General features: G+C 63.7%; 16 protein-coding genes. 6 read left to right on the top strand and 10 right to left on the bottom strand.

Annotated elements, in window-relative coordinates:
* Nucleotides 1-17: 17 nt before the first annotated feature.
* Nucleotides 18-938 carry a lipase secretion chaperone gene (locus ACQ4WR_RS26185; RefSeq protein ID WP_436490876.1) on the bottom strand — a complete coding sequence of 307 codons (921 nt, stop codon included), beginning with the start codon at nucleotides 936-938 and terminating at the stop codon, nucleotides 18-20.
* Between the two features lie 10 nt (nucleotides 939-948).
* A complete protein-coding gene (locus ACQ4WR_RS26190; protein ID WP_436490878.1) occupies nucleotides 949-1,863 on the bottom strand; it encodes a lipase family alpha/beta hydrolase in 915 nt (304 codons plus the stop codon).
* 358 nt (nucleotides 1,864-2,221) lie between these two features.
* On the opposite strand from ACQ4WR_RS26190, the gene ACQ4WR_RS26195 reads away from it, so the two are divergent.
* Nucleotides 2,222-2,920 (top strand): TetR/AcrR family transcriptional regulator, encoded by a 699-nt coding sequence (locus ACQ4WR_RS26195; protein WP_102296464.1) that lies wholly within the window; start codon nucleotides 2,222-2,224, stop codon nucleotides 2,918-2,920.
* A 62-nt stretch (nucleotides 2,921-2,982) separates the two neighbouring features.
* On the opposite strand, the gene ACQ4WR_RS26200 is transcribed toward ACQ4WR_RS26195, so the two are convergent.
* Nucleotides 2,983-5,262, bottom strand: a complete 2,280-nt coding sequence (locus ACQ4WR_RS26200) for a penicillin-binding protein 1A (RefSeq protein ID WP_436490927.1) — start codon at nucleotides 5,260-5,262, stop codon at nucleotides 2,983-2,985.
* 258 nt (nucleotides 5,263-5,520) lie between these two features.
* Between ACQ4WR_RS26200 and ACQ4WR_RS26205 the strand changes: the two genes are divergently transcribed.
* Nucleotides 5,521-7,788, top strand: a complete 2,268-nt coding sequence (locus ACQ4WR_RS26205; protein WP_436490880.1) for an OPT family oligopeptide transporter — start codon at nucleotides 5,521-5,523, stop codon at nucleotides 7,786-7,788.
* Nucleotides 7,789-7,951: 163 nt separating this feature from the next.
* On the top strand, nucleotides 7,952-10,840 hold the full coding sequence (gene hepB, locus ACQ4WR_RS26210) for a heparin/heparin-sulfate lyase HepB (RefSeq protein WP_436490882.1): 2,889 nt from the start codon (nucleotides 7,952-7,954) through the stop codon (nucleotides 10,838-10,840).
* Here hepB and ACQ4WR_RS26215 read toward each other — a convergent pair.
* On the bottom strand, nucleotides 10,823-11,779 hold the full coding sequence (locus ACQ4WR_RS26215; protein WP_436490884.1) for an AAC(3) family N-acetyltransferase: 957 nt from the start codon (nucleotides 11,777-11,779) through the stop codon (nucleotides 10,823-10,825). The genes hepB and ACQ4WR_RS26215 overlap by 18 nt on opposite strands.
* On the bottom strand, nucleotides 11,772-12,929 hold the full coding sequence (locus tag ACQ4WR_RS26220) for a prenyltransferase/squalene oxidase repeat-containing protein (RefSeq protein WP_436490886.1): 1,158 nt from the start codon (nucleotides 12,927-12,929) through the stop codon (nucleotides 11,772-11,774). Before ACQ4WR_RS26220 ends, ACQ4WR_RS26215 begins: the two co-directional genes overlap by 8 nt.
* Nucleotides 12,930-13,116: 187 nt before the next feature.
* Here ACQ4WR_RS26220 and ACQ4WR_RS26225 point away from each other — a divergent pair, with 187 nt between their 5' ends.
* Both ACQ4WR_RS26225 and ACQ4WR_RS26230 read left to right on the top strand, forming a co-directional pair.
* Nucleotides 13,117-13,344, top strand: a complete 228-nt coding sequence (locus ACQ4WR_RS26225; RefSeq protein WP_102299747.1) for a hypothetical protein — start codon at nucleotides 13,117-13,119, stop codon at nucleotides 13,342-13,344.
* Nucleotides 13,345-13,388: 44 nt separating this feature from the next.
* A complete protein-coding gene (locus tag ACQ4WR_RS26230; protein ID WP_436490888.1) occupies nucleotides 13,389-13,955 on the top strand; it encodes a GNAT family N-acetyltransferase in 567 nt (188 codons plus the stop codon).
* Nucleotides 13,956-13,959: 4 nt separating this feature from the next.
* Here the strand turns inward: ACQ4WR_RS26230 and ACQ4WR_RS26235 are convergent, their stop codons facing one another.
* The 4 genes from ACQ4WR_RS26235 to ACQ4WR_RS26250 all read right to left on the bottom strand — a co-directional run bounded on the left by ACQ4WR_RS26235 (nucleotide 13,960) and on the right by ACQ4WR_RS26250 (nucleotide 18,393).
* Nucleotides 13,960-14,340 (bottom strand): hypothetical protein, encoded by a 381-nt coding sequence (locus ACQ4WR_RS26235; RefSeq protein WP_436490890.1) that lies wholly within the window; start codon nucleotides 14,338-14,340, stop codon nucleotides 13,960-13,962.
* 14 nt (nucleotides 14,341-14,354) lie between these two features.
* Nucleotides 14,355-16,058: a coiled-coil domain-containing protein gene (locus ACQ4WR_RS26240; RefSeq protein ID WP_436490892.1), complete on the bottom strand. Its 1,704-nt coding sequence runs from the start codon at nucleotides 16,056-16,058 to the stop codon at nucleotides 14,355-14,357.
* Nucleotides 16,059-16,070: 12 nt separating this feature from the next.
* The gene (locus ACQ4WR_RS26245; RefSeq protein ID WP_436490894.1) at nucleotides 16,071-16,757 is read right to left on the bottom strand and encodes a UPF0149 family protein; all 687 of its coding nucleotides are present in this window, start codon (nucleotides 16,755-16,757) and stop codon (nucleotides 16,071-16,073) included.
* 130 nt (nucleotides 16,758-16,887) lie between these two features.
* Nucleotides 16,888-18,393 (bottom strand): peptide MFS transporter, encoded by a 1,506-nt coding sequence (locus ACQ4WR_RS26250; RefSeq protein WP_102299419.1) that lies wholly within the window; start codon nucleotides 18,391-18,393, stop codon nucleotides 16,888-16,890.
* Between the two features lie 310 nt (nucleotides 18,394-18,703).
* Here ACQ4WR_RS26250 and ppnN point away from each other — a divergent pair, with 310 nt between their 5' ends.
* Complete coding sequence (gene ppnN / locus ACQ4WR_RS26255; protein WP_102299417.1) at nucleotides 18,704-20,074, top strand: nucleotide 5'-monophosphate nucleosidase PpnN; 1,371 nt, start codon at nucleotides 18,704-18,706, stop codon at nucleotides 20,072-20,074.
* Nucleotides 20,075-20,355: 281 nt separating this feature from the next.
* Here ppnN and lysS read toward each other — a convergent pair whose 3' ends face one another.
* On the bottom strand, nucleotides 20,356-21,885 hold the full coding sequence (gene lysS / locus ACQ4WR_RS26260; protein WP_436490896.1) for a lysine--tRNA ligase: 1,530 nt from the start codon (nucleotides 21,883-21,885) through the stop codon (nucleotides 20,356-20,358).
* Nucleotides 21,886-21,890: the final 5 nt, after the last annotated feature.

The following is a 21,890-nucleotide window of genomic DNA, read 5'->3' on the forward strand; positions in this document are numbered from 1 at the left end:
CTGCGCAGGTGCGGCGCCTATTCGTAGGCGCCCAGGCGGCGCTGTTCCTCCGGCGTGAAGCTGGCGTCGCGCAGCTGCTGCAGTGCCGCCGGTTCCTGTGCGCCGCCGGCCAGGCTGGCCTGTTGCGCCCTGGCGGCCTGGTAGGCGATGATGCGCTGCTGCCACTGCGATTCCTCGCGGTCCAGCTCCGCCAGGCGCGCCGCGGCCGCTGGCGTGAAGGTGCTGGCGCGCAGGCGGTAGACTTCATTCTCGCCGCCGCCCTGGGCGCGCAGCGCCTGGACCGATGCGTCAAGCTGCGCCACTTTCATGGGCGCGTCGCGCGCGGCGCGCTGGGCCGGCGACAGCAGCTGGTCCAGCGCCGCCAGTTTCTGCTGGCGCTGCGCTTCGTCGAGCGTGGCGTCGCCGAGTATGGCCATGCGCGCCACGGCGTCGTCGTCATGGGCGTCGCTGGCGCCGAACAGGCCCGCACTTTCTTCGGGGGTAAAGTAATTGCCGCGCAGGCCGCGCATGGCTTGCAGCCGCGCGCGCGCCGCCGTGGCGGCATCGGCCTGCGCGGGCAGGGCCTGTTCCGCGCCGGCCAGCGCCTGCTTGTAGGCCAAATAAGCAGCCAGCAGGCGCTTGGCCTCGCGCGCCGGGGCGGCGGACAGGCGCTTGTCCAGTTCCGCCTCGATCTGGCTGCGGATGGCTGCCAGCGGCTTTTCGCCGAGGCCGGCCAGGTAGTAGTCGAACAAGTGGCCCAGTTCCGCGTCGACCACCAGCTTCTCGCCGGCGGCCACTGTCACCTTGCCATCGGGCCGCGTGCCTTCCATCGAGCGCACGAACGCGAACAGGTCCGGCTCCGGCTTTTCCGGCGGCGGGGCCGGCGGCTCGCCCGGTCGCAGGACCAGATACAGGGCCAGGGCCGCCAGGCTGGCGCCGATGATCCATTTCGCGTGCATGCGCTTCTCCTTACAGTCCCAGGCCTTGCAGGCGGTTGGCCTGCTGGCGGAAGACCGTCACGGGGCTGGTCTCGAACAGGTTGACGATGCCGACGAACTGGTTGACTTCATCGAGGTGGTTCATGGCGTAGTCGTCGCGGATCACCTTGCCCAGGTGGCTGGAGCAGCTGCTGACCAGGCCATCGTTCTTGGCGCCGCCGAAGGCCAGGCTGATGGCGGCCAGCAGCGGATCGCCCACGTCAAGCACATTCGTGTACGGCTGCGCGCCGCTCCACGAAAAGTAGTGCACGCCCTGCACCTGGTAGGCGCCTTCGCCGCAGGCGCTGGCGGGAATGCCTTGCGGATGGCGGCTGTTGAACGCCAGCGAACCGGCCGTGGACAAGGACGCCAGCGAGGCGCCCGCGTTTTGCGGCAGTCCCTTGTTGCCTGACAAAATACCGATCAGGGAAGCGAGCGCATTGCCCAGCGCGCCGCTGGTATTGGGAATGGCGCCGCTGAGGATATCGGCCACCTTGGATCCCTTGTTGACGCCGGCCACGCTGGTGACGGAAGCCACCAGGTCGGGGCGCACGGAGGCGACATAGCGGGCAGTAGGGCCGCCGTGGCTATGGCCGATCAGATTGACCTTGGCCGCGCCCGTGGCGGCGAGGATTTGCCGCACCTGCGACAGCAGCTGCTCGCCGCGCACTTCGGTGCTGTTGGCAGCCGACACGGTGGTCACATACACTTGCGCGCCGCCGCTGCGCAGGGCGGCGGGAATGCCATAGAAATATTCGACGGGACCCAGCTTGTCAAAGCCGAACAGGCCGTGCACGAGGACGACAGGGTATTTGGTTTGCGTGTAGCCGGCGGCGCTGGCGCTGCCGGGCAGGATGGCGAGGGAAAACAGCAGGGTCGATAGCAGTTGCCAGAAGCGATTCTTCATTTTGTCTCCGTTATGTATTTGTGACCGGCCAAATCACTCACCGGTTAATAGTGGAAATAAGTGGAAATGTCGAAGCTGTAGCGATTACCGCGTGCGGGCCTTACATTCTATTGATGCCTTAAATATAGCGAGCGCTCGGTTTTTGAAATGTAGCACTGCTGGATGGAAAAAGCATTTGAATTGCATGATGCAGCGCAATAACTGTGCGCATTCCTCGTTGCTTATACGCCCATTGCATAGTTGAAAAGTCAAATAGTTGTTTTCCTGAGCTATAATCGCCCCGAAATCCGCAGTCCCGCCGTCTTGCAGGGCCATTTTCCGGCGCTGTATTTACACCGCTCATAACCGTTACTTGGGAATGCACTTGTCGACCCATTTTAATTTTGAACAGTTTCAGCAGATGACGCCTTTGAATGGCGAAAATATCTGGGAATATATTCTTGACCGCCACGCGGGCCGTATCGGCGTCAAGCGCCGCAAGCCGGCACTGGAAAATCTCGAACGCATCTTCGGTGCCACTTTCCGCCTGGCCAATGACGTGGGTTTCCGCGCCATGAGCTTGCGCGACCTGTGCCGCGAGACGGGTTTGTCGATGGGCGGGTTGTATGGCTACATCACCAGCAAGGATCAACTGGCCGAGATGATCGAGGACGTGGTGCGCCACGCCACGCAGGCCATGCCGCTGCTGTTCGCCGACGTGAAGTCGCCGCTGGACCGGATCGAGGCGATGATACGCTCGTCGATCTACCTGTCCGAAGTGCTGCAGCCGTGGTTTTATTTTGTCTTCATGGATTCGCGCGTGCTGCAGGTGGAGCAGCGCAGCATGGCGAAAAATTCCGAATTGTTCGTGCAGACCCTGATCGCCACCACCATCGCGGAAATCGAACCGAAGCCGCAAGGCGATCCGACCCTGCTGTCGGCGCATTGCCTGGCCCTGTTCCAGGACTGGTACGTGAAACGCTGGAAATACCGCGCGGCGAAAGTCAATGTCGATGATTTCGCCGACAGTGTCATCAGTACGGTGCGCGGGTATTTGAGCATGGTCAAGGCGGCGTAAAAACGCTGCCGACGGCGGCTTGTCGGGTTACGCCGTTCCGGCTAACCCGACCTACGGGCTCATCAGTTCGTGGTTTCCACCGGCACCGTCTCTGGCACGGCCGCCGGATCCGTCGGCGTTTCCACCTCCATGTCCAGCGTCCTGATCCCGTTCATGTCGATGAATTCGTCGTACATCCATTCGCCATCGACCTGGCTCAGGCCCGCCGGCACGGCGCGCGCCACTTGCGGGCGGGTCGACAGGGCCGTGCGCATGTAGTCGATCCAGATCGGCATGGCTAGGGTGGAGCCGAATTCGCGTCCGCCCAGCGACTTGGGCTCGTCATAGCCCATCCACGCCACCGCCACGATGCCGCCGCCATAGCCGGCGAACCAGCCGTCGACGGCGTCGCTGGTGGTGCCCGTCTTGCCGGCGATGTCATTGCGTCCGAGTTTTTTCGTCGCCGCCGCACCCGTGCCCGAGCGCGTCACTTCGCGCAGCATGCTGTCCATGACGAAGGCGTTGCGCGGGTCCAGCGCCAGGGTCTTGTCGTCGTTAGGCGCAGGTGGCTTGGTCTGCATCAGCACCGTGCCCCTGGCGTCGACGATGCGGTCGATCAGATACGGTTCCACCTGGTGGCCGCCATTGGCGAAGAGGGCGTAGGCGCCCGCCATCTGCACGGGCGTGACGGAGCCGGTACCCAGCGCCATGGTCAGATTGTTCGGCTGGCGCGCCGGATCAAAGCCGAATTTTTCCAGGAAATCGTGGGTGTACGACACGCCCAGCGCGCGCAGGATGCGCACCGACGCCACGTTCTTCGATTGCGCCAGCGCATAGCGCATGGTGATCGGGCCATCGAACTTGAAGTCGTCGTTCTGCGGCGCCCATACCTTGCCGCCCGCCTGCATTTCCAAAGGCACGTCGTTGATCAGGGTGGCCGGCGAAAAGCCTTTTTCCAGCGCCGCCGAATACACGAAGGGCTTCATGGCCGAACCGGGCTGGCGCCACGCTTGCGTGACGTGGTTGAACTTTTGCAGGTTGTAGTCGAAGCCGCCCACCATGGCGTGGTAGGCGCCCGTGTCGGCGTCGAGCGAGACAAAGGCGGCGGCCACCAGCGGCACTTGCGTGATGGCCCAGTTGCCCTTGGCGTCCTGGCTGATGCGGATCACGGCGCCCGGACGCAGCTTGATGCCGGCGCTGGCCTTGGCGGACAGCGCCGGGGCGGCGAAGCGCAAGCCGTCTCCCGTGATGGCCTTGGCGTCGCCATCGCCGATGTCGGCCATCACCTTGCCGCTGGCGACGTCCGTGACGACGGCGGCGATCAGGCCGTCGCTGTCCGGGCGTTTTTGCAGTGCGGCGTCGATGGCGTCGTCGCGCTGCTCTGGGTCGGCGGGCATGTCGATGAAGGTTTCCGGGCCGCGGTAGCCGTGGCGCTGGTCATAGGCGATGACGTTGCGGCGCGTCGACGCGTAGGCCGCGTCCTGGTCGGCTTTCAGGATCGTCGTGTAGACGCTGATGCCCTTGGTATAGCTGTCTTCCTTGTATTGCGCGTAGACGGCCTGGCGCGCCAGTTCGGCCACGTATTCGGCGTGCGTGTCGAAGCCCTGCTTGCCGCGGCTGTTGACATGCAGCGGTTGGGCCAGCGCCTGCCGGTACTGGCCTTCGCTGATGTAATCGAGTTCGCGCATGCGCTTCAAGACCAGCTGCTGGCGCGCGTGCGCTTTTTTCGGATTGCTGATCGGGTTGTGGCGCGAAGGATTTTGCGGCAGGCCGGCCAGCATGGCCATTTCGGCGATCGACAGTTCCGACAAAGGCTTGCCGAAATACGTCTGCGCCGCGCTGCCGAAGCCGAACGAGCGCTGGCCCAGGTACATCTGGTTCATGTACAGCTCGAGAATCTGGTCTTTCGACAGGGCTGACTCGATTTTGAGGGCCAGCATGATTTCATTGAGCTTGCGCGAGGCGACTTTTTCGCGCGTCAGGAAGAAATTGCGCGCCACCTGCATGGTGATGGTCGAGCCGCCGCCGTGGCCGAAGCCGTGGCGCAGGTTCGACAGCACGGCGCCGCCGGCGCGCACGAAGTCGATGCCGTTGTGTTCATAGAAGCGGCTGTCCTCGATGGCCAGCAGGGCCTTTTTCATCATTTCCGGCACTTGCGCGATCGGCACGAAGTCGCGGTGTTCCTCGCCGAATTCGCCGATCAGCACATTGTCGGCCGTGTAGACGCGCAGCGGGATCTTCGGCTGGTAGTCGGTGATGACGCCCAGCTCGGGCAGGCGCGGGCGCACGTACAGGAACAGCCAGGCGGCCAGCAGCAGGGCAGCGGCCAGCGCGGCGCAGCCGGCGATGATGAAGCCGCGCATGGTGGCGCGGCGCGAAGGCCAGGGAAATCCGGATCGTTTGGCAGTCAAGTCAGTCTCGCGTGAGCGTGCAGGGCACGGTGGCAGCGATTATAGACCAATGCGCCCGGCGCCCCGGCGTTGGCGGGCGCCGGGCCAGGCACCCGGGGCGGGAGCAAAAAACCTTTTCATCGAAACGCGGCTGTGCGATAGTCTCGGCTTCAAGAAAATAGCCCGGGCGTCAATCCGGGCTGTTTATTTTTAAAAATTAAGGAAATATCCATGGCAAAAGATGCAACACCGAGCGTCGTGAAGCCGTACATCCCGGCCGATGCGAAGCTGCCCGAGATGACCTTCCGCGCGCTATTCATGGGCGTCATCCTGGGGATGGTCTTTGGCGCCTCCTCGCTGTACCTGGTGCTGAAAGTGGGCCTGACCGTCAGCGCCTCGATTCCCGTCGCCGTCATCGCCATCACCCTGTTCGGCCTGGCCAAGAAGGTGGGCGGCAAGGATTCGTCGATCCTGGAAAACAGCATCACGCAAACGGCAGGTTCGGCCGGCGAATCGCTGGCCTTCGGCCTGGGCGTGACCATGCCCGCCATCCTGATTCTCGGCTTCGACCTGGAAATCTCGCGTGTCATGCTGGTCGGTATCCTCGGTGGCCTGCTGGGCATCCTGATGATGATCCCGATGCGCCGCACCATGATCGTCGACCAGCACAAGGAACTCAAGTTCCCCGAAGGCACGGCCTGCGCCGAAGTGCTGAAGGCCGCCGCCACGGAAGAATCGCGCCTGGCCGCCGGCGAAAGCATCGCCAAGGATTCGGCCGCCGCGCTGGACGCCAAGCGCCGCGCCAAGATCATCTTCGGCGGCTTTGCCGTCGGCCTGCTGTACAAGGTCTTCAATATCTCGTTCAAGGGCTGGAAGGACACGCCGGGCGTGGAATTTGCCGCACCGCTGAAGGGCGGCTCCATCGGCGCCGAGATTTCGCCTGAATTGCTGGGCGTGGGCTATATCATCGGCCCGCGCATCGCCGCCACCATGGCGGCCGGCGGTGTGCTGTCGTACCTGGTGCTGATCCCGATGATCAAGTTCTTCGGCGACAGCTTGACCACCGTGCTTTCGCCGGGCACCAAATTGATCAGCGAAATGGGCGCCGACGACGTACGCAGCGCCTACGTGCTGTACATCGGCGCGGGCGCCGTCGCCGCCGGCGGCCTGATTTCGCTGGTACGCGCCATGCCGATGATCTGGCGCAGCCTGTCGGCCGGCCTGAAGGGCCTGGGCAAGGGCGTCAAGGCGACGTCCACCCTGCGCACCGACCAGGATATTCCCCTGAAATGGGTGGTCATCGGCTGCCTGGCCATCATCGCCGTGATCACCTTTGCCACGCCGCTGCACATGAATTTCCTCGGTGCGCTGCTGATCCTCGTCTTCGGCTTCCTGTTCGCCACCGTGTCGTCGCGCCTGACCGGTGAAATCGGTTCCTCGTCGAACCCGATTTCCGGCATGGCCGTGGCCACCTTGCTGTTTACCTGTCTGATCTTCCTGATCATGGGCTGGACGGGCGGGCGCTACTATGTGACAGCCCTGTCGGTCGGCGCCATCGTGTGTATCGCCGCCAGCAATGCCGGCACAACGTCGCAAGACTTGAAGACGGGCTACCTGGTGGGCGCCACGCCGCGCCTGCAGCAGTACGCGATTCTGGCGGGCGCCTTGTCGTCGGCCCTGATCCTCGGACCGATCCTGCTGAAACTCAATGATGCCAGCACCGTCTACGTGCCGGCCGCGCAAGTGGCGCCTGGCCTGACGGTCGACGCGTCGAAGCTGACGGTGACGGGTGAGCTGCATGGCCCGCAAGCCGATACCGACCACAATACGTATAAAGTCTGGCAAAAGACTGATACCGTGGGCGGCCCGGCCGGCAAGTATTTCGTCAAGGACGATGGCCAGCTGGCCTACCTGGTCGACCCGGGCATCAACGGCCATTACAACAAGCGCCCGGACGGCACGGAAGTGAAGAAATACGATGCGCCGAAGGCCGTGCTGATGTCCTACATCATCAAGGGCATACTCGACCAGCAGCTGCCATGGACCCTGGTGCTGTTTGGCGTGATGATCGCCGTGGTGCTGGAAATGGCCGGCATCCCGTCCTTGGCGTTCTCCGTGGGCGTGTACCTGCCGCTGTCGTCCACCTTGCCGATCTTCGTCGGTGGCCTGGTGCGCTGGCTGGCCGACCGCCGCAACAACAAGCTGGAACACAACGCCAAGCTGAACGAGGAAGAGCGCCAGCTGGCGGGCGACCGCAGTTCGGGCGTGCTGCTGGCCTCCGGCTACATCGCCGGCGGTGCGCTGGCCGGCATCATCATCGCCATCACGGCTGGCGTGCTGACGCACTTCGACCAGATGATGGCCGACTGGGCCGAGCATGGCAATCCGTTCTACGCGGGCCTGCAGTCGGATGCGCTGTCGCTGCTGCCGTATGCGGCCATCATCGTGCTGCTGTATCTCGTGGCGCGCGAGAAGAAGGCGGATAGCCCGCCCGCCTGATGCCTTGGCCTGTCCATTGAAAACCGCCCGGATCATACCGGGCGGTTTTTTTTTGCGGGTATCAGGCAGGCAGCGGCACAATTTGTTATAAAAATGAAATCAAAATGCGCTGGATGGTGTATTGTTCGTGCTATTTAAAATGCAACAAACTGGGGTGCTATCCATGTCCACGCCGCGATGCCGTCACACCTTGCACGGTTTTATCCATGTTGCCTTGCTGGCGGCCTGTCCCGTTCTGCATGCCGCGCCTTTTCCCGTCGAGGCCATGTTTGAAGCGGAAGCCACGGCGCCTGGCGCACCGTGGGCGACGGAAAGCCTGGGCCGCAACGTGGTCTCTGGCGGTGCTTACCTGAGTACCCCCGTCGACCTGGCGCGCGCCGAAGCGCCAGGCGCGGCGGCACAGTTGTCGTACACCGTGGCCGTGCCCCGCGATGGCCATTACACCATCTGGCTGCGCGTGCTGGCGCCGGCGGCGAACGCCGCGTCCCTGTACCTGGCGCTCGACAATGCCGCCTATGCCAGCGTCGCCGTGCCATTTTCCGCCGGCCAGCCAGCGCAGTGGACGTGGATGCCTGTCACGCGCTGGCTGGCCGCCGGCGAGCGTGAACTGAAGCTGCAGTACCGCGAGGGCGGCCTGGGCATCGATTGCCTGCTGGTGACGGCGCTGGCCGATTTCGTGCCGCAAGGTTATGGCGTGTATCCGCTGCCCACCGTGCTGCCGCCCGCTGGCGAACATCCGCGCGTGTTTGCCAGGGCAGGGGACCTGGCGGCGATACGCGGCCGTTTCGAATCGGCTGCGCAGGAGATGGCACCGCACCGCGCTGTACTGAAGGGGTTTGTCGAGGCGCCGGCGCTGGTGGCGCTGCCCGTGTTCGTGCCCGGTGGTCCGGCCAGGAACAACCACCAGGGCGATGTGGTGAGCAGGATCAAGGCGAAAGCGCTGCACTCCCTTTTGTATGAATATGGCGGCCCGGCGGACCAGGCGCAGCGGGGCCAGGAAGCCGTGCAGATGCTGCTCGACTACCTGGCGGCCGTGCGTTTTGCGCCCGGCTACAATCATCCGAACGAGAAAGGCGATATCGTCCTGGCCAGCGCCATGGTGTACGACTGGTGTTTCGCCCTGATGACGGCCCAGCAGCGCGCGTATGTCGTCACGCGCTTTACCCAACTGGCGGCGACGATGGAAATCGGCTTTCCGCCATCGCGGCAGGGCGCTGTCGTCGGCCATGGCAGCGACAACCAGTTGCTGCGCGACCAGCTGGCCGCCGCCATCGCCTTTTATGACGAGGCGCCGCTGGTCTACAACATCGTTGCCGGGCGCTTTTTTGCCGACTATATCGCGCCGCGCAATTACGCCTACGCCGCGCAAGCCTATCACCAGGGCGCCTCCTACGGCACGGTACGCTTCCTGGCGGATATGTACGCCGCATGGATATTCCGGCGCATGGGCGCCGCTCCCGTGTTCGATCCCGTGCAGCAGATGACGCCGTATCATTGGCTGTACACGCGCCGCCCCGACGGGCAATGGATGCGCGATGGCGACGTCTACCATTCTTCCTACACCAACAGCACGCAATACTGGAGCGAACCGCTGGCCTTCATGCTGCCCGCCACCTATTACAACAATGCCACCTTGAAGCAGGAGTATTTGAAGCAGTCGCAGCAGCAGTCGGCCAGCTTTATCCATTCCAGGGACAGCATCTGGCCCATTCTGCTGGGCAATACGGCCATGGGCAGCACGCCCGGCCCGACGGCGTTGCCGTTGACCAAGTATTTCCCGGACCCCGCCGGACTGATGGTCGCCCGCACGGGCTGGACGGAGGGCGAGCGCATTCAGGTTCAGTCAGGCAATGTCGTGGCGACGATGAAGCTCGGTGGCGACTGGTTCGGCAACCACGAGCATTACGATGCCGGGCATTTCCAGATTTACTACAAGGGCGCCCTTGCCATTGATTCGGGCATTTATAGCGGCCGGGATGTCGCCGATCCCGCCATCGTGCTTGAATACGGCAGCGCGCACGACATGAATTATCACAAGCGCAGCATCGCGCACAACACCGTGCTGGTGCATGATCCGGACGAACAATTTGACAGTTATGCGAATGACGGCGGCCAGCGTTTCCCGGGCGACGAGCCGCAAAGCCTGGCGGAACTGGCCAATGGCTACAAGGTGGCCACGGTGCTGCGCCAGCAGCAGGTCGGCGGCGTGGCGGGGGCGCCCGACTTCAGCTACATCAAGGGCGACCTGACAGCCGCATACAGCGCCAAGGTGCGCCAGTTCCAGCGTTCGTTCGTATTCCTGAATCTGAAGAATGCGGACCATCCGGCAGCGCTGGTCGTGTTTGACAAGGTCAGTGCCAGCGACGCGGGCTTCAGGAAGACCTGGCTGCTGCACAGCCAGAATGAACCGGAGATCAGCGGCGACACGGCGATCATCCGGCGTACGGAATGGGACTATAACCATACCTTGCAGTACAACGGCAAGCTGGTCAACCGTACCGTGCTGCCGGCAAATGCCGTGCTGGCCAAGGTGGGTGGCAGCGGCAATGAGTTCAGTGTCGGCGGGACGAATTATGCCATCCAGCCGGAAGCCGAGTATTCGACCGAGGAAGCGGGCGCCTGGCGGCTGGAAGTGTCGCCGCCGGGGCCCAATGAAACGGACCTGTTCCTCAACGTGATGCAGGTGATGGATGCCAGCAGCCCGCTGCCCGCATTGCCGACGACGGCCATCGATTCGGCCTTGCTGGCCGGCGTGCGGATCAAGGACCGCGTGGTGCTGTTCTCGAAGAGCGGCTTGCCGCTGGACGGGACGGTCACCGTCGAGCTGCCGGCGCAAAGCGCGCCCATGCAGGTGCTGGTGGCCGATTTGCAGGAGGGGACGTGGACGGTGCGCAAGCGGGGTACGGACGCTCCCATCGAGGATGCGGTGAGTGCCGATGGCGGCACCTTGTATTTTGTCGCCAGCGGCGGCGGCATTTACGATCTGCAGCGCGGCGTCACTGGCAGCCGGCCCGCGCCAGCGGCCTTGCCGGCCTCACCGGCCGTGCCGTAGCGGGGTGGGCGCGGTGAGCGGGACGGGCCGCGCCGCCAGCTGCGCGGCGGTGGCGTAGATCGTCACGTTTTCGCTGGCCAGCAGGCGCAGGTGCGCATAGAACGCCTGCGCCGGTATCAGCCACGATGCCGCCTCGCCCACTTGTCCGCTGGCGCGCAGGCCGGCGGCGTCTAACTCTGTTTGAAAATAGTCGCGCAAGTCGCCGCGGCCGGGATGGTCGATGCGGCGCTGGGCGATGGCGGGATCGAAAGGGCGCACGGGGACTTGCCAGCGCTTGCCATCGTGGTCTAGGCAGGCCAGCAGCGCCGTCCTGTTCTCCCAGACGGGGACGGGAAAGGCCTTGCCCATGGCGTCTTCCAGCGCGTGGTAGAACGTGACCGGTCCCATGGAAATGCCCAGGCCCAGCACTTTGGCCTGCTCGCAGCCGATGCAGCGCTGCCAGGGCGAGCCTGCGCCAAAGATCGAAGGCGCACGGTGGTGGTCTGCGGTGAGGTGGGCGGCATGGCGGCCCCAGGCCGACACGGAATGCGTGGGGTGGATGCTGCGATGGATGTTGCCGCTGGCCAGGAACGCCTCGGGCAGGCGCCCCATGTGCGTGCCGTGGCGGCGCGGATCGAACACATAGCCAGGCAGGTCGCAGGTGGCGCGCACGCTGCCGCCGGGCAGATAATAGGTGGGCAGCAGCAGGCTGCCTTGCGGGCCGACGGCGTCCTGCAGGGCGCGGATCACCGTCAACGCGCCGCCTTCCACGTAGCCCAGGCTTTTCAGCGAGGAGTGGACGAACAGCACATCGCCGTGCGCCACGCCCAGCCGCGCCAGACCGGCCGCCAGTTCGGCGCGCGTCACGTGGCGGCCGCCCTGGCGCAGTGCCCGGGCGCTGGCGGCGCGGCGCCGCATTTCCAGCGCGGCGCGGAGGGCGTCTTTTGCCTTTTCAAGCATCGCCAGTTTCCCGCTTGATGTCCATTTCCAGCAGGTTCGCATCGATGCAGAACTTGGCGGCCCAGTTCAGGTAGGACCTGGTGCCATAGTCGCCATCGACGGGGAACGAACCCTTGACGCCGCCGCGGATGTGCGCGGGACCGCCGATGGCGACCGACCGCCGCACGTAGCGGTTCAAACGGCGGCCCGCATCGAGCAGGCGGCGCTCGCCCGTCAGCTGGTACAGCAGCAACAGGCAATGCGCGTTTTGCGCGGAGCCGGTGAGGCAGGCGTAATCGGCGCCTGGCTCGAAGTGCGGTCCCAGGCGGCCGGGCAGGTAGCCGTCGGCCGTCACGGCGCTGGCGACACCGGCGCCCGTGCGCATGGCGGCGTGCAGCAGACCGGCGCGCGCAGAGTAGCGATAGGCCTCCAGCAAGCCGCGCAAGGCGTAGCCGATGGTGTGGCTCAGGGGCAGGGCGGGATCGTCGAGGCAGTTCGAGGCGAACCAGCCGTTCGGCTGCTGCCTGGTGAGGGCCCAGTCGACCTGGCGCAAGCCGGCAGCGCCGTAGCCATGGCCAGGCGCCACGCGGTCGGCCTCGAACAGCCCCCACGCCACGTGCGTTTCATAGGCCTTCTCGCCCGGCTGCGCGAACGGCGTCGGGTACTGGCGCCAGCAGCCATCGGCATCCTGGCTGTCGCGCAGCCAGCGCGCCGCGCCGTGCATGGCCTCCTTGTAGGCATCGCCATACGCCGCCACGCCGGCGGCAAGCCCCAGCAGGATCTGGCCCGTGTTGAATGTGACGGGCACGCGCGGCGTGGAGTCGATCTTCCCGCCCTGGAAACCGCCATTATCGAACTGGATCGCCACGCACCAGTCGAGCATGTGCCGCGCGCGCCCATGCAGCGCGGCGTCGCCCGTGCGCTGCGCCATGGCGATCATGGTGGGGATGATGTAGCCGGTGGTCTCGGGGTAGGAACTTGACCAGCCAGTCTGCAGGCTGTAATCGCGGGCGACGCCGCCATCGGCCGAGGCGGAATGATCTTGCGCCGCTGCCAGCCAGTCCGTGCAGGCTTTGACGACGGCGGCCGGCCCGGGATCGAAGGCGGGCAGTCCATCCCGGTCAGACAGCTGTTCGCTGCGCGCCGCCGGCGATAGCCTGGCCGACGGCATCAAGCTGTTCCTGATTGTGCTGAAGAAGTTGCGCATGGCGGCCAGAAGGTGCGGTATGTGTCGACCCAGGCTACTGTATCGTTGCCAGCGATCCTTGCCATTGACTTGCCGCAAGGCGGCGTCTTTGCGTCGCCGATGGTGGAATTGACGCATAATGGCCATCTCACCACCGTCGACGAGGCCCGCCATGAACAGCGTCACGCTTGAATATGCAGTCGTCACGAATCCCGATACCTTCGTCGGCTTCAAGTATTACGTCAAGGCGGGGCAGGCATTTGATGCCGACGATTTCGCCTATTCCTATAAATTGACCCGCGCCGACCTCGATCCGGACAGCGTACTGGCCACGCGCGAGGCGGCTGCCGGGCTGCAGCCGGGCGAATGGCTGGTGGTGTCGCATTCGGTTGCAGCCTGACGATCCGGCTGCGTGTTGTTTAACTTGCCGGCCTACGGGCAGCCATGCATCTGATTTCTTCAGCATTCCCTGATATTTGTATTGTTCCAGCATTGCCTGAACATGCCGAGGCGCTCGCCGTGCTGGTGCGGGAAAACCGTGAACACCTGCAAGCTTACCTTCCCGCCGTGCTGCAACTGGCCGCCGTTGCCGATGCCGGCGCATATCTGCAGGCCGCTGCCGCGCGCGCCGCAAGCGGCGACGTCCTGGAGTGGCATATTTTTTCCGGCACGGCCTTGTGCGGCAGCATCCGTTTGAAAGAGATCGATGCCGCTGACCGCAAGGCAAAAATGGGCTATTACCTGGCCCGCCACTTCCAGGGGCGCGGCATCGCCGGCGCGTGCGTGCGCGCCGTGCTGGCACATGCGTTTGGCGCGCTGGATTTGAACCGCATTCAATTGCAGTGCGCGGCCGGCAACCAGGCCAGCATGGCGCTGGCTACACGGCTGGGATTCACGCTGGAAGGCGTGCTGCGGCAGGGCGAATGCCTGAATGGCGTGTTTGTCGACCTGCATGTCTATGGGTTATTGCGGAAGGAATTTGTGCCGGACGGCGCATCTTCACGGAAATGAAGGCTTACGCCGGCGCAAACCACGCCCGCAGTTCCGCCTCGGCGCGCCGCGCCGTCTGCTGCGTCAAGGTCAGCACGATGATTTTTTCCCGCACCGCATGGCTCCCATCGGGGCCGCTCAATTCGATGGCTTGCTCGAAGCTGGTGTAGTCGTGGCCGAATTCACGCGGGCATTGCTGCACGATGCGCGCCGCCTTGCCATTGGGCCGGTCCGCCAGGTTGACGATGGGATTGCCGTCATAAAACGGCTGGCCATTGGCAAACGCGGTGCGCAGGTACGGCGTGCACTGGCCGTCGAAACAGGCCAGGCGTGCATCCCAGTAGGCCTGCAGCGCCGCATACACGGCATGGTCGTCGAGAAAATCGGCAAACAGGAAGTCGTTCATGGCGTTCTTTCGGCCTAGATGCCGAATACTTTTAAAATCGCGTCGGTCAACCCTTCGAACCAGCTGCCCACCTTGCCCGGCTGCTTGCCGTGGCGCGGGGTTTCTTCGTACAGGTAGACGCCGTTGTCGCCGTCGAAACGGTCGTTGAGCAAGGCTTGCTGGCCGCGCAGGTAGGGAATGAAGGTTTCGCTGCGCAGGGTGGAATACAGCACGTCGGTGGTAAATCCCAGGGTGGCGGACTGGCTGATGGAACGGCCCTGGCCCGCCCGTTCCAGGCGCACGCCGCGGCAGCCGCGCACGATCAGGGTGACGGGGCCGCGAAAGACGATGAAGCGCAGCTGCAAGGTGAGCCAGGCATGCAGGCTGCCCAGGCGCCAGTGGCTGCTGATCGCCAGGGGCTGGCCCGCATCGCAGAGCAGTCCGACCAGGCCGCGTGGCTGGAACACCAGCGCGCTGCCGGCGGGCAGCTCGACGACGGCGATTTCCAGCAGCGGATCGTCGCTGGCGGAAATCGTTACGGACGCGGTCGCGTCGCTATCCAGGCGCGTCAGCGCCACCATGCCGGCGGCCAGGCTGGTGAACGGGAAGCGCCAGTCCAGCAGCCATTGCGTGCGCTTGCGCGTGCTGACGGGCGACGATTGCAGGTACTCGGGATGGATCAGCATGCGCTGGCCGGGCCGCAGCTGCAGCGCCTGCGAGACGGCGGAGATGCGCGATTCGCCATGCGGCGGCAGGGGCAGGGAGCTGCCCGCGAGCTGCAGTTCGCGCGCGATCGACAATGGTTTTAAGCGTGCGGCGACGGGCGCCAGCACGAAGTAAAAGAAAGCCTTGATGGCGACGGGCAGCAGGATGGCCGACAGCACCAGCAGGGCGGCCGTGGGCGCCACGTCCATGACGGGAGCGCGCCAGCGGCCGATCCAGTTGCGTGCCAGCTGCGCCTCGCCGGCCGCGATGGCCGCTTGTACGGGCGCCAGCGCGCCGGCCAGCGCCTGTTCGTCGATGGCGAATGGCGCGGGGCGGGCGGCGCTGGTGGCGTCGCGTGCGCGGGCGCGCTGCGCCAGCCAGGCATTGTAGGCTTGCAGATTGCTCGCGCGCAGGCGCCGGCCTGCGTTTTCAAGCTGCGACAGCTGCGCATGGGCATCGCTGCCTGGCAGGCGGGCCGCCAGCGGATGCTGCGCTTCGAGCAGCTGGCGCTGGCGCACATTTTCTTGCAGCGCCGCGTACGCGCGCACGTGGTCCGCATGCAGGCGCGCCAGGGTCTGGCGTGCATCCTCGCCATTCAGGGCTGCCTGCAGGGCCAGCAGATAGCGCGCTTCCTGCGCCAGCACTTCGATTTCCACGCGGCGCGCGGCTTCCTGCTGCGCGTGTTGCGCCAGCGTGTCCGCGTCGGGCAGGGGCAGGGTGAACAGTGAGGGTTGCTGGCGCGCGCGCAAGGCGGCCAATTGTGACTGCACTTGCGCCAGGCGGGCCGAGATGGCGGCGTGCGAGGCGTGGCGCAAGGCGTTGACGCGCGCCGTGGTGGTATCGGCCAGACTGGCGCCATGCGTGCCGGCGCTGCTCGATGCCTGGCGCAGTGCGGCAATCGCCTCGCTGCCGGCGCTGTAGACGCGCCATTCGGCCAGCAGCAGGCGCCCGGCCAGCAGGATGACGATGAACAGCGCGAACTGCAGCGCGTGGCGCAGCAGGAAACGCAGCAGGGCCGTCAGCAGCTGGCGCAAGGAGAGGCTTTCTTAGCCGGCCGCGCTATCGGCGTCGGCACAGCATTTTTTATACTTCTTGCCGCTGCCGCAGTGGCATGGGTCGTTGCGGCCTGTTTTAGGCAGTTCGCGCAGCACCGTGGCGCCAGTCTGGCTTTGTGCCTGGCTTTTCAGGTGGCGCTGGCGCGCCCAGGCCGCGTTGATGGCGATGACGGACGGCGTGACGCCATCCATGGCTGTTTCAGCCGCTTCGTCATCGAGTTCGGTGGCCGTGGCCAGGTGCTGGAATGGCGCCAGATATTGCGGGTGGCTGACGGCCAGGGCTGCCCATTGCGGCTTGTCCAGGGTGGTGCCCAGCACAAAACCGGCGCACCAGGCGGGCACGCTCCATTCGGGGCCGCATTCGTAGATCGGTTCGAAGCTGTCCGGATCTTTCGCCAGCCATTCGACCATGTAGGCGTGGTGGCGCTGGGCCAGGCTTGCCGCGCGGTCGCTGTCCGCGCCGGGCGTGGGCGCCGTGGTGCCGGCCGCCTTGTCCCATACCCACGGCAGCCATTGCCCTGGCGCGAGCTGTTTCGGGCTGAGGGCGACGGCCGTGAGAAAACCTTCCAGCATCGACACGTCCATGGCCCGCCCTTCCAGGGCAGGCGCGGCCAACAGGGTGTCGAGTTCGGCGTATTCGTCGTCGGAAAGGGGCGAGGTGTTGGAGATGCTGGACATGGAATTCTTCGTGTAAGTTGGTGGTTGGCCGCTGGCCCTGGCCGTATTGTACCGCCCGCCAAGGGGAAATCTGGCGCCGGAATGAAAAACGGCGGCCCGCAGGCCGCCGTTTTTAGCTATGGCAGAAAAATTACTTCACGCCGTGCATCAGTTTGTTGATCAGCGGTGCGATCAGGAACAGCACGACGCCGGCGCCCAGCAGCGACCAGAAGCCGAAGGTGTAGCCGGCCAGCGCCGAATCGGCCGTCATGCCTGTATTGCCGCTGACGTGGCTGGCGAAGATGCCCGACAGGTTGTTGCCGATACCGGTCGACAGGAACCAGCCGCCCATGCCCATGCCGACCAGGCGTACCGGTGCCAGCTTGGTGACCATCGACAGGCCGATAGGGGACAGGCACAGTTCGCCGATCGACTGGATCACATACACCATGAACAGGGTCCAGAACGGGATCTTGTTGTCGGCGCCAACCAGGCTCGACAATGCAAAGATCAGCAGGCCGAAGGCGGCTGCATTGCCCAGCAAGCCCAGGCCGAACTTGCGCGGGATCGACGGGTTGACGTTGCGGCGCGCCAGGAATACCCATACTGCGGCGATGATCGGTGCGAAAACGATGATGGCGACCGAGTTGACGCTCTGGAAATAGGCGGTCGGGAAGATCCAGAAGCCCAGGTCGCGGTTGACGATGTTTTCAGCCAGGAAGGTAAACGAGCTGCCAGCCTGTTCGAAGAACATCCAGAACAGGATGTTGAAGGCGAAAATCACCAGCATGGCGATGGTTTTGTCACGCGCCACCTTGCCGTCGCGGATACCTTCGACCATCAGCATGACGGCCAGGCCGACGAACAGCACGGTCAGCACGATCTGCAGGTTGGCGGCGCCCACCGTCAGCAGGAAGTACATCAGCGGAATCACGCACAGGCAGCCCAGGGCGACCCAGATGACGCGCATCGGGTTGGCGGCGTGCGCTTCCGGCGCGCCGATGCCCTTGAGCGAGTTGCGGCCGATGTAGAACCATACCAGGCTGATCAGCATGCCCACGCCGGCTGCCATGAAGACCATCTTGTACGACGGCATGCCGCCCGTGCCGAAGATCGATTCGGCCAGCCATTGGGTAAATACGGGAGCGACCATCGCGCCCATGTTGATGCCCATGTAGAAGATCGTGAAGCCACTGTCGCGGCGCGGATCGGCCGACGCATACAGCTTGCCCACCATGGTCGAGATGTTCGGCTTGAACATGCCGTTACCGACGATCATGGTCGCCAGGCCCAGGTTGAAGATGTCCTGGTTTGGCACGGCAATGCAGAACAGGCCGGTTGCCATGAAGATGGCGCCCAGCAGGATGGAGCGCTGGTAGCCGATGATGCGGTCGGCGATATAGCCGCCGAACAGGGCGCCGGCGTACACCAGCGCGAGGAAGGAACCGTACGTCAGGTTGGCCGCAGCCTGGCCCGAGGCATCGCCGCCATGGAACTGGGCCACGATGTACAGGACCAGCGCCCAGCGAACTCCGTAGAACGCGAAGCGTTCCCAGAATTCAGTCATGAACAACATCCACAATGGGCTTGGATGGCCCATAATCTGCTTGAACTCGGGAATAACGGCTTCCTTGTTGGGCGTAGTCGCACCGCTCATGCGGTTCCTCCTGAAAAATTATTATAGTCAATCGATAAAACAAACTTATGGAAGCCTGCGGGCGGCGGGGACTCTTTTGAAGAACCTCATGCACGGGAATTCCAATAGGCTGGCATTCTAATCTACAAATTGCGCTGAGCGAAGGTTTCCATTCGCATTAGCAAGAATGACTGTTTCATATTAGTCAAACCGGTTTGCGGCGCAGAGTGGGGGCGGCAAATTTGCGGCGCTACAGCACAACTTGCCTGACTTGTCGTATATTGGTGCTGCAAGACATTCGAGGATCGATTTTAAAAGGATTTTTCGCATTATGGAACACGACGTTATCGATACTCTGGTTTCACCGGAAGGCCGCCTTGACGTGCTCTCCAAGACTGAAGTCAATAAACTGCTCGACACCAGCCAGGGCGGCCTGTACAACACTTTCCGCCGCTGCGCGCTGGCGGTATTGAATTGCGGTAGCACCATCGACGATGGGCGCGCCTTGCTTGAGCGGTATCAATCCTTCGAGATTTCCATCATCCAGCGCGAACGTGGCATCAAGCTTGACATCAAGGGCGCGCCGGCCATCGCTTTCGTCGACGGCAAGATGATCAAGGGCATCCACGAGCATTTGTTCGCCGTCTTGCGCGACATTATCTTTGTCAGCGATGAAGTCACGGGCAACCCGAAATTCGATTTGCACAGCACGGAAGGCGTGACGGATGCCGTCTTCCACATCCTGCGCAACGCCAATGTGCTGCAAACCCAGCTCAACCCGAACCTGGTGGTGTGCTGGGGCGGCCACTCGATCAACCGCGCCGAATACAATTATTCGAAGGAAGTGGGCTACCAGCTGGGTTTGCGCGGCCTGGATATCTGCACGGGCTGCGGCCCCGGTGCCATGAAGGGCCCCATGAAGGGCGCCACCATCGGCCACGCCAAGCAGCGCCTGCACAACGGCCGCTACCTGGGCATCACCGAGCCGGGCATCATCGCCGCCGAATCGCCGAACCCCATCGTCAATGACCTGGTCATCATGCCGGACATCGAAAAACGCCTGGAAGCGTTCGTGCGCGCGGGCCACGGCATCGTCGTGTTCCCGGGCGGCGCCGGCACGGCCGAAGAGATTTTATATATCCTCGGCATCCTGCTGCACCCGGATAATGCGGAAATTCCCTTCCCGCTGATCTTCACGGGACCGGAAACCTCGCGCGAGTATTTCGTGCAGATCAACCAGTTCATCCATGACACCCTGGGCCCGGAAGCGCAGCAGCGCTACAAGATCATCATCGACGATCCGGAACTGGTGGCGCGCGAAATGCTCGAAGGCATCCGCCAGGTGCGCGAATTCCGCAAGGCGCACAGCGATGCGTATTACTTCAATTGGCTCTTGAAGATCGACCATGAATTCCAGAAGCCGTTCCACCCCACGCATGAAAACATGCGCAACCTGAGCCTGCACAAGAACCAGCCGACCCACTTGCTGGCAGCCCAGTTGCGCCGCGCCTTCTCGGGCGTGGTGGCCGGCAACGTCAAGGACGATGGCATCCGCTCGATCGAGGAACACGGCAATTTCGAAATCCATGGCGACAAGGCCATCATGGGCCCGATGGATGCGCTGCTGGCATCGTTCGTCGCGCAGCACCGGATGAAATTGGCGGGAACGGCGTATGTGCCTTGCTATACGGTGATCCAGTAAACCCGAAAGAAAGGCCGGGGTCGGACCCGCCGGGTATGACCCAATAAACCCAAGAAATACTGGGGTCGGACCCTGAGGGTCCGACCCCGGCCCTTGCTGTTGGGGTTAAAAAAAGCCGCCTGATCGCAAGATCAGGCGGCTTTTTTTGCCTTGAAGCATCGAACGCCTGAAAAATCGTAGCGAGCGGATGCGAGTTGCGGCTAAGAAGCGTAACTGTGCTTTCGCACAGTGAGCATCGCAGGCCGCAAATCGCGACGCGCAGTAGATTTTTCAGGTGTTCATCATTCTTCGCGGCGCAGGTGAGGGAACAGCAGCACGTCACGGATGTTCGGCGAATCCGTGATGATCATCATCAGGCGGTCGATGCCGATACCGCAGCCGCCGGCTGGCGGCATGCCGTATTCCAGCGCGCGGATGTAGTCGGCGTCGTAGAACATCGCTTCTTCATCGCCTGCATCCTTGGCAGCGACTTGCGCCAGGAAGCGGGCCGACTGGTCTTCCGCGTCGTTCAACTCGGAGAAGCCGTTGGCGATCTCGCGGCCCACCATGAACAGCTCAAAGCGCTCGGTGATGCCGGCCACTGTGTCGGAAGCGCGCGCCAGTGGCGACACTTCGACCGGGTAGTCGATGATGTAGGTCGGTTCCCACAGCTGCGCTTCAGCCGTTTCTTCGAACAGCGCCAGTTGCAGCGCGCCCAGGCCGGCCGTGGCGAACGGCTTGACGCCGAATTTCTTCAGCTCTTCCTTGATGAAGTCCGCAGAGCTCAGCTGCTCCGGCGTGTAGCCCGGCGCGTACTTGTTGATCGCTTCGACGATGGTCAGGCGGTGGAACGGTTTTGCCAGATCCAGTTCGCGGCCGCCGTAGGTCAGGGTGGCGGTGCCGTGCGCGTCGATGGCGGCCTGGCGGATGACGGCTTCGGTGAAATCCATCAGCCATTTGTAGTCGGTGTAGGCCGCGTAGAATTCCATCATCGTGAATTCAGGATTGTGACGGATCGACACGCCTTCGTTGCGGAAGTTGCGGTTGATCTCGAACACGCGGTCAAAGCCGCCCACCACCAGGCGCTTCAGGTACAGCTCGGGCGCGATGCGCAGGAACATTTGCATGTCGAGCGCATTGTGGTGCGTAATGAACGGCTTGGCCGCGGCGCCGCCAGGGATGGTGTGCAGCATCGGCGTTTCCACTTCCATGAATTCGTTCTTTTCCATGAAGCGGCGGATCGACGAGATGGCGGCGGTACGCGCCTTGAAGGTGCGGCGCGTCTCTTCGTTCATGATCAGGTCGACGTAGCGCTGGCGATATTTCGTTTCCTGGTCGGCCAGGCCGTGGAATTTGTCCGGCAGCGGGCGCAGCGACTTCGTGATCAGGCGCAGTTGCGTGACCTTGATGGTCAGTTCATCCGTCTTGGTCTTGAACAGGGTGCCTTGCACGCCCAGGATATCGCCCAGGTCGTAGTGGTGCAGGGCGGCCATCGCCGCTTCGCCGGTGAGATCAAGCGTGGCGTAGATCTGGATGCGGCCATCGGCCTTCGGGCCGGAAGCGTCTTGCAGGGTGGCGAAAGCGGCTTTCTTGCCGGCTTCGCGCTTGAGCATCATGCGGCCGGCCAGCACCACGTGTACGGGGTTTTCTTCCAGCTCTTCGCGCGACTTGCCGTCGTATTGCGCGTGCAGATCGGCCGCCTTGTGCTCAGGGCGGAAATCGTTCGGGAAGGCGACGCCTTGTTCGCGCAGTGCGGCCAGCTTGGCGCGGCGCTCGGCGATGATCTTGTTTTCATCGGGGGCGGCGGCTTGTTCTTGGATATCCGTAGTCATGATGT

It is taken from the genome of Janthinobacterium amylolyticum, assembly GCF_051380655.1.
In the GTDB taxonomy this organism is placed as follows: domain Bacteria; phylum Pseudomonadota; class Gammaproteobacteria; order Burkholderiales; family Burkholderiaceae_D; genus Janthinobacterium.

Coding starts and splice junctions, on each gene's coding strand:
- ACQ4WR_RS26185 (WP_436490876.1), bottom strand. CDS start 938: ATGCACGCGAAATGGATCATCGGCGCCAGCCTGGCGGCCCTGGCCCTG.
- ACQ4WR_RS26190 (WP_436490878.1), bottom strand. CDS start 1,863: ATGAAGAATCGCTTCTGGCAACTGCTATCGACCCTGCTGTTTTCCCTC.
- ACQ4WR_RS26195 (WP_102296464.1), top strand. CDS start 2,222: ATGCACTTGTCGACCCATTTTAATTTTGAACAGTTTCAGCAGATGACG.
- ACQ4WR_RS26200 (WP_436490927.1), bottom strand. CDS start 5,262: ATGCGCGGCTTCATCATCGCCGGCTGCGCCGCGCTGGCCGCTGCCCTG.
- ACQ4WR_RS26205 (WP_436490880.1), top strand. CDS start 5,521: ATGGCAAAAGATGCAACACCGAGCGTCGTGAAGCCGTACATCCCGGCC.
- hepB (WP_436490882.1), top strand. CDS start 7,952: ATGTCCACGCCGCGATGCCGTCACACCTTGCACGGTTTTATCCATGTT.
- ACQ4WR_RS26215 (WP_436490884.1), bottom strand. CDS start 11,779: ATGCTTGAAAAGGCAAAAGACGCCCTCCGCGCCGCGCTGGAAATGCGG.
- ACQ4WR_RS26220 (WP_436490886.1), bottom strand. CDS start 12,929: ATGCCGTCGGCCAGGCTATCGCCGGCGGCGCGCAGCGAACAGCTGTCT.
- ACQ4WR_RS26225 (WP_102299747.1), top strand. CDS start 13,117: ATGAACAGCGTCACGCTTGAATATGCAGTCGTCACGAATCCCGATACC.
- ACQ4WR_RS26230 (WP_436490888.1), top strand. CDS start 13,389: ATGCATCTGATTTCTTCAGCATTCCCTGATATTTGTATTGTTCCAGCA.
- ACQ4WR_RS26235 (WP_436490890.1), bottom strand. CDS start 14,340: ATGAACGACTTCCTGTTTGCCGATTTTCTCGACGACCATGCCGTGTAT.
- ACQ4WR_RS26245 (WP_436490894.1), bottom strand. CDS start 16,757: ATGTCCAGCATCTCCAACACCTCGCCCCTTTCCGACGACGAATACGCC.
- ACQ4WR_RS26250 (WP_102299419.1), bottom strand. CDS start 18,393: ATGAGCGGTGCGACTACGCCCAACAAGGAAGCCGTTATTCCCGAGTTC.
- ppnN (WP_102299417.1), top strand. CDS start 18,704: ATGGAACACGACGTTATCGATACTCTGGTTTCACCGGAAGGCCGCCTT.
- lysS (WP_436490896.1), bottom strand. CDS start 21,885: ATGACTACGGATATCCAAGAACAAGCCGCCGCCCCCGATGAAAACAAG.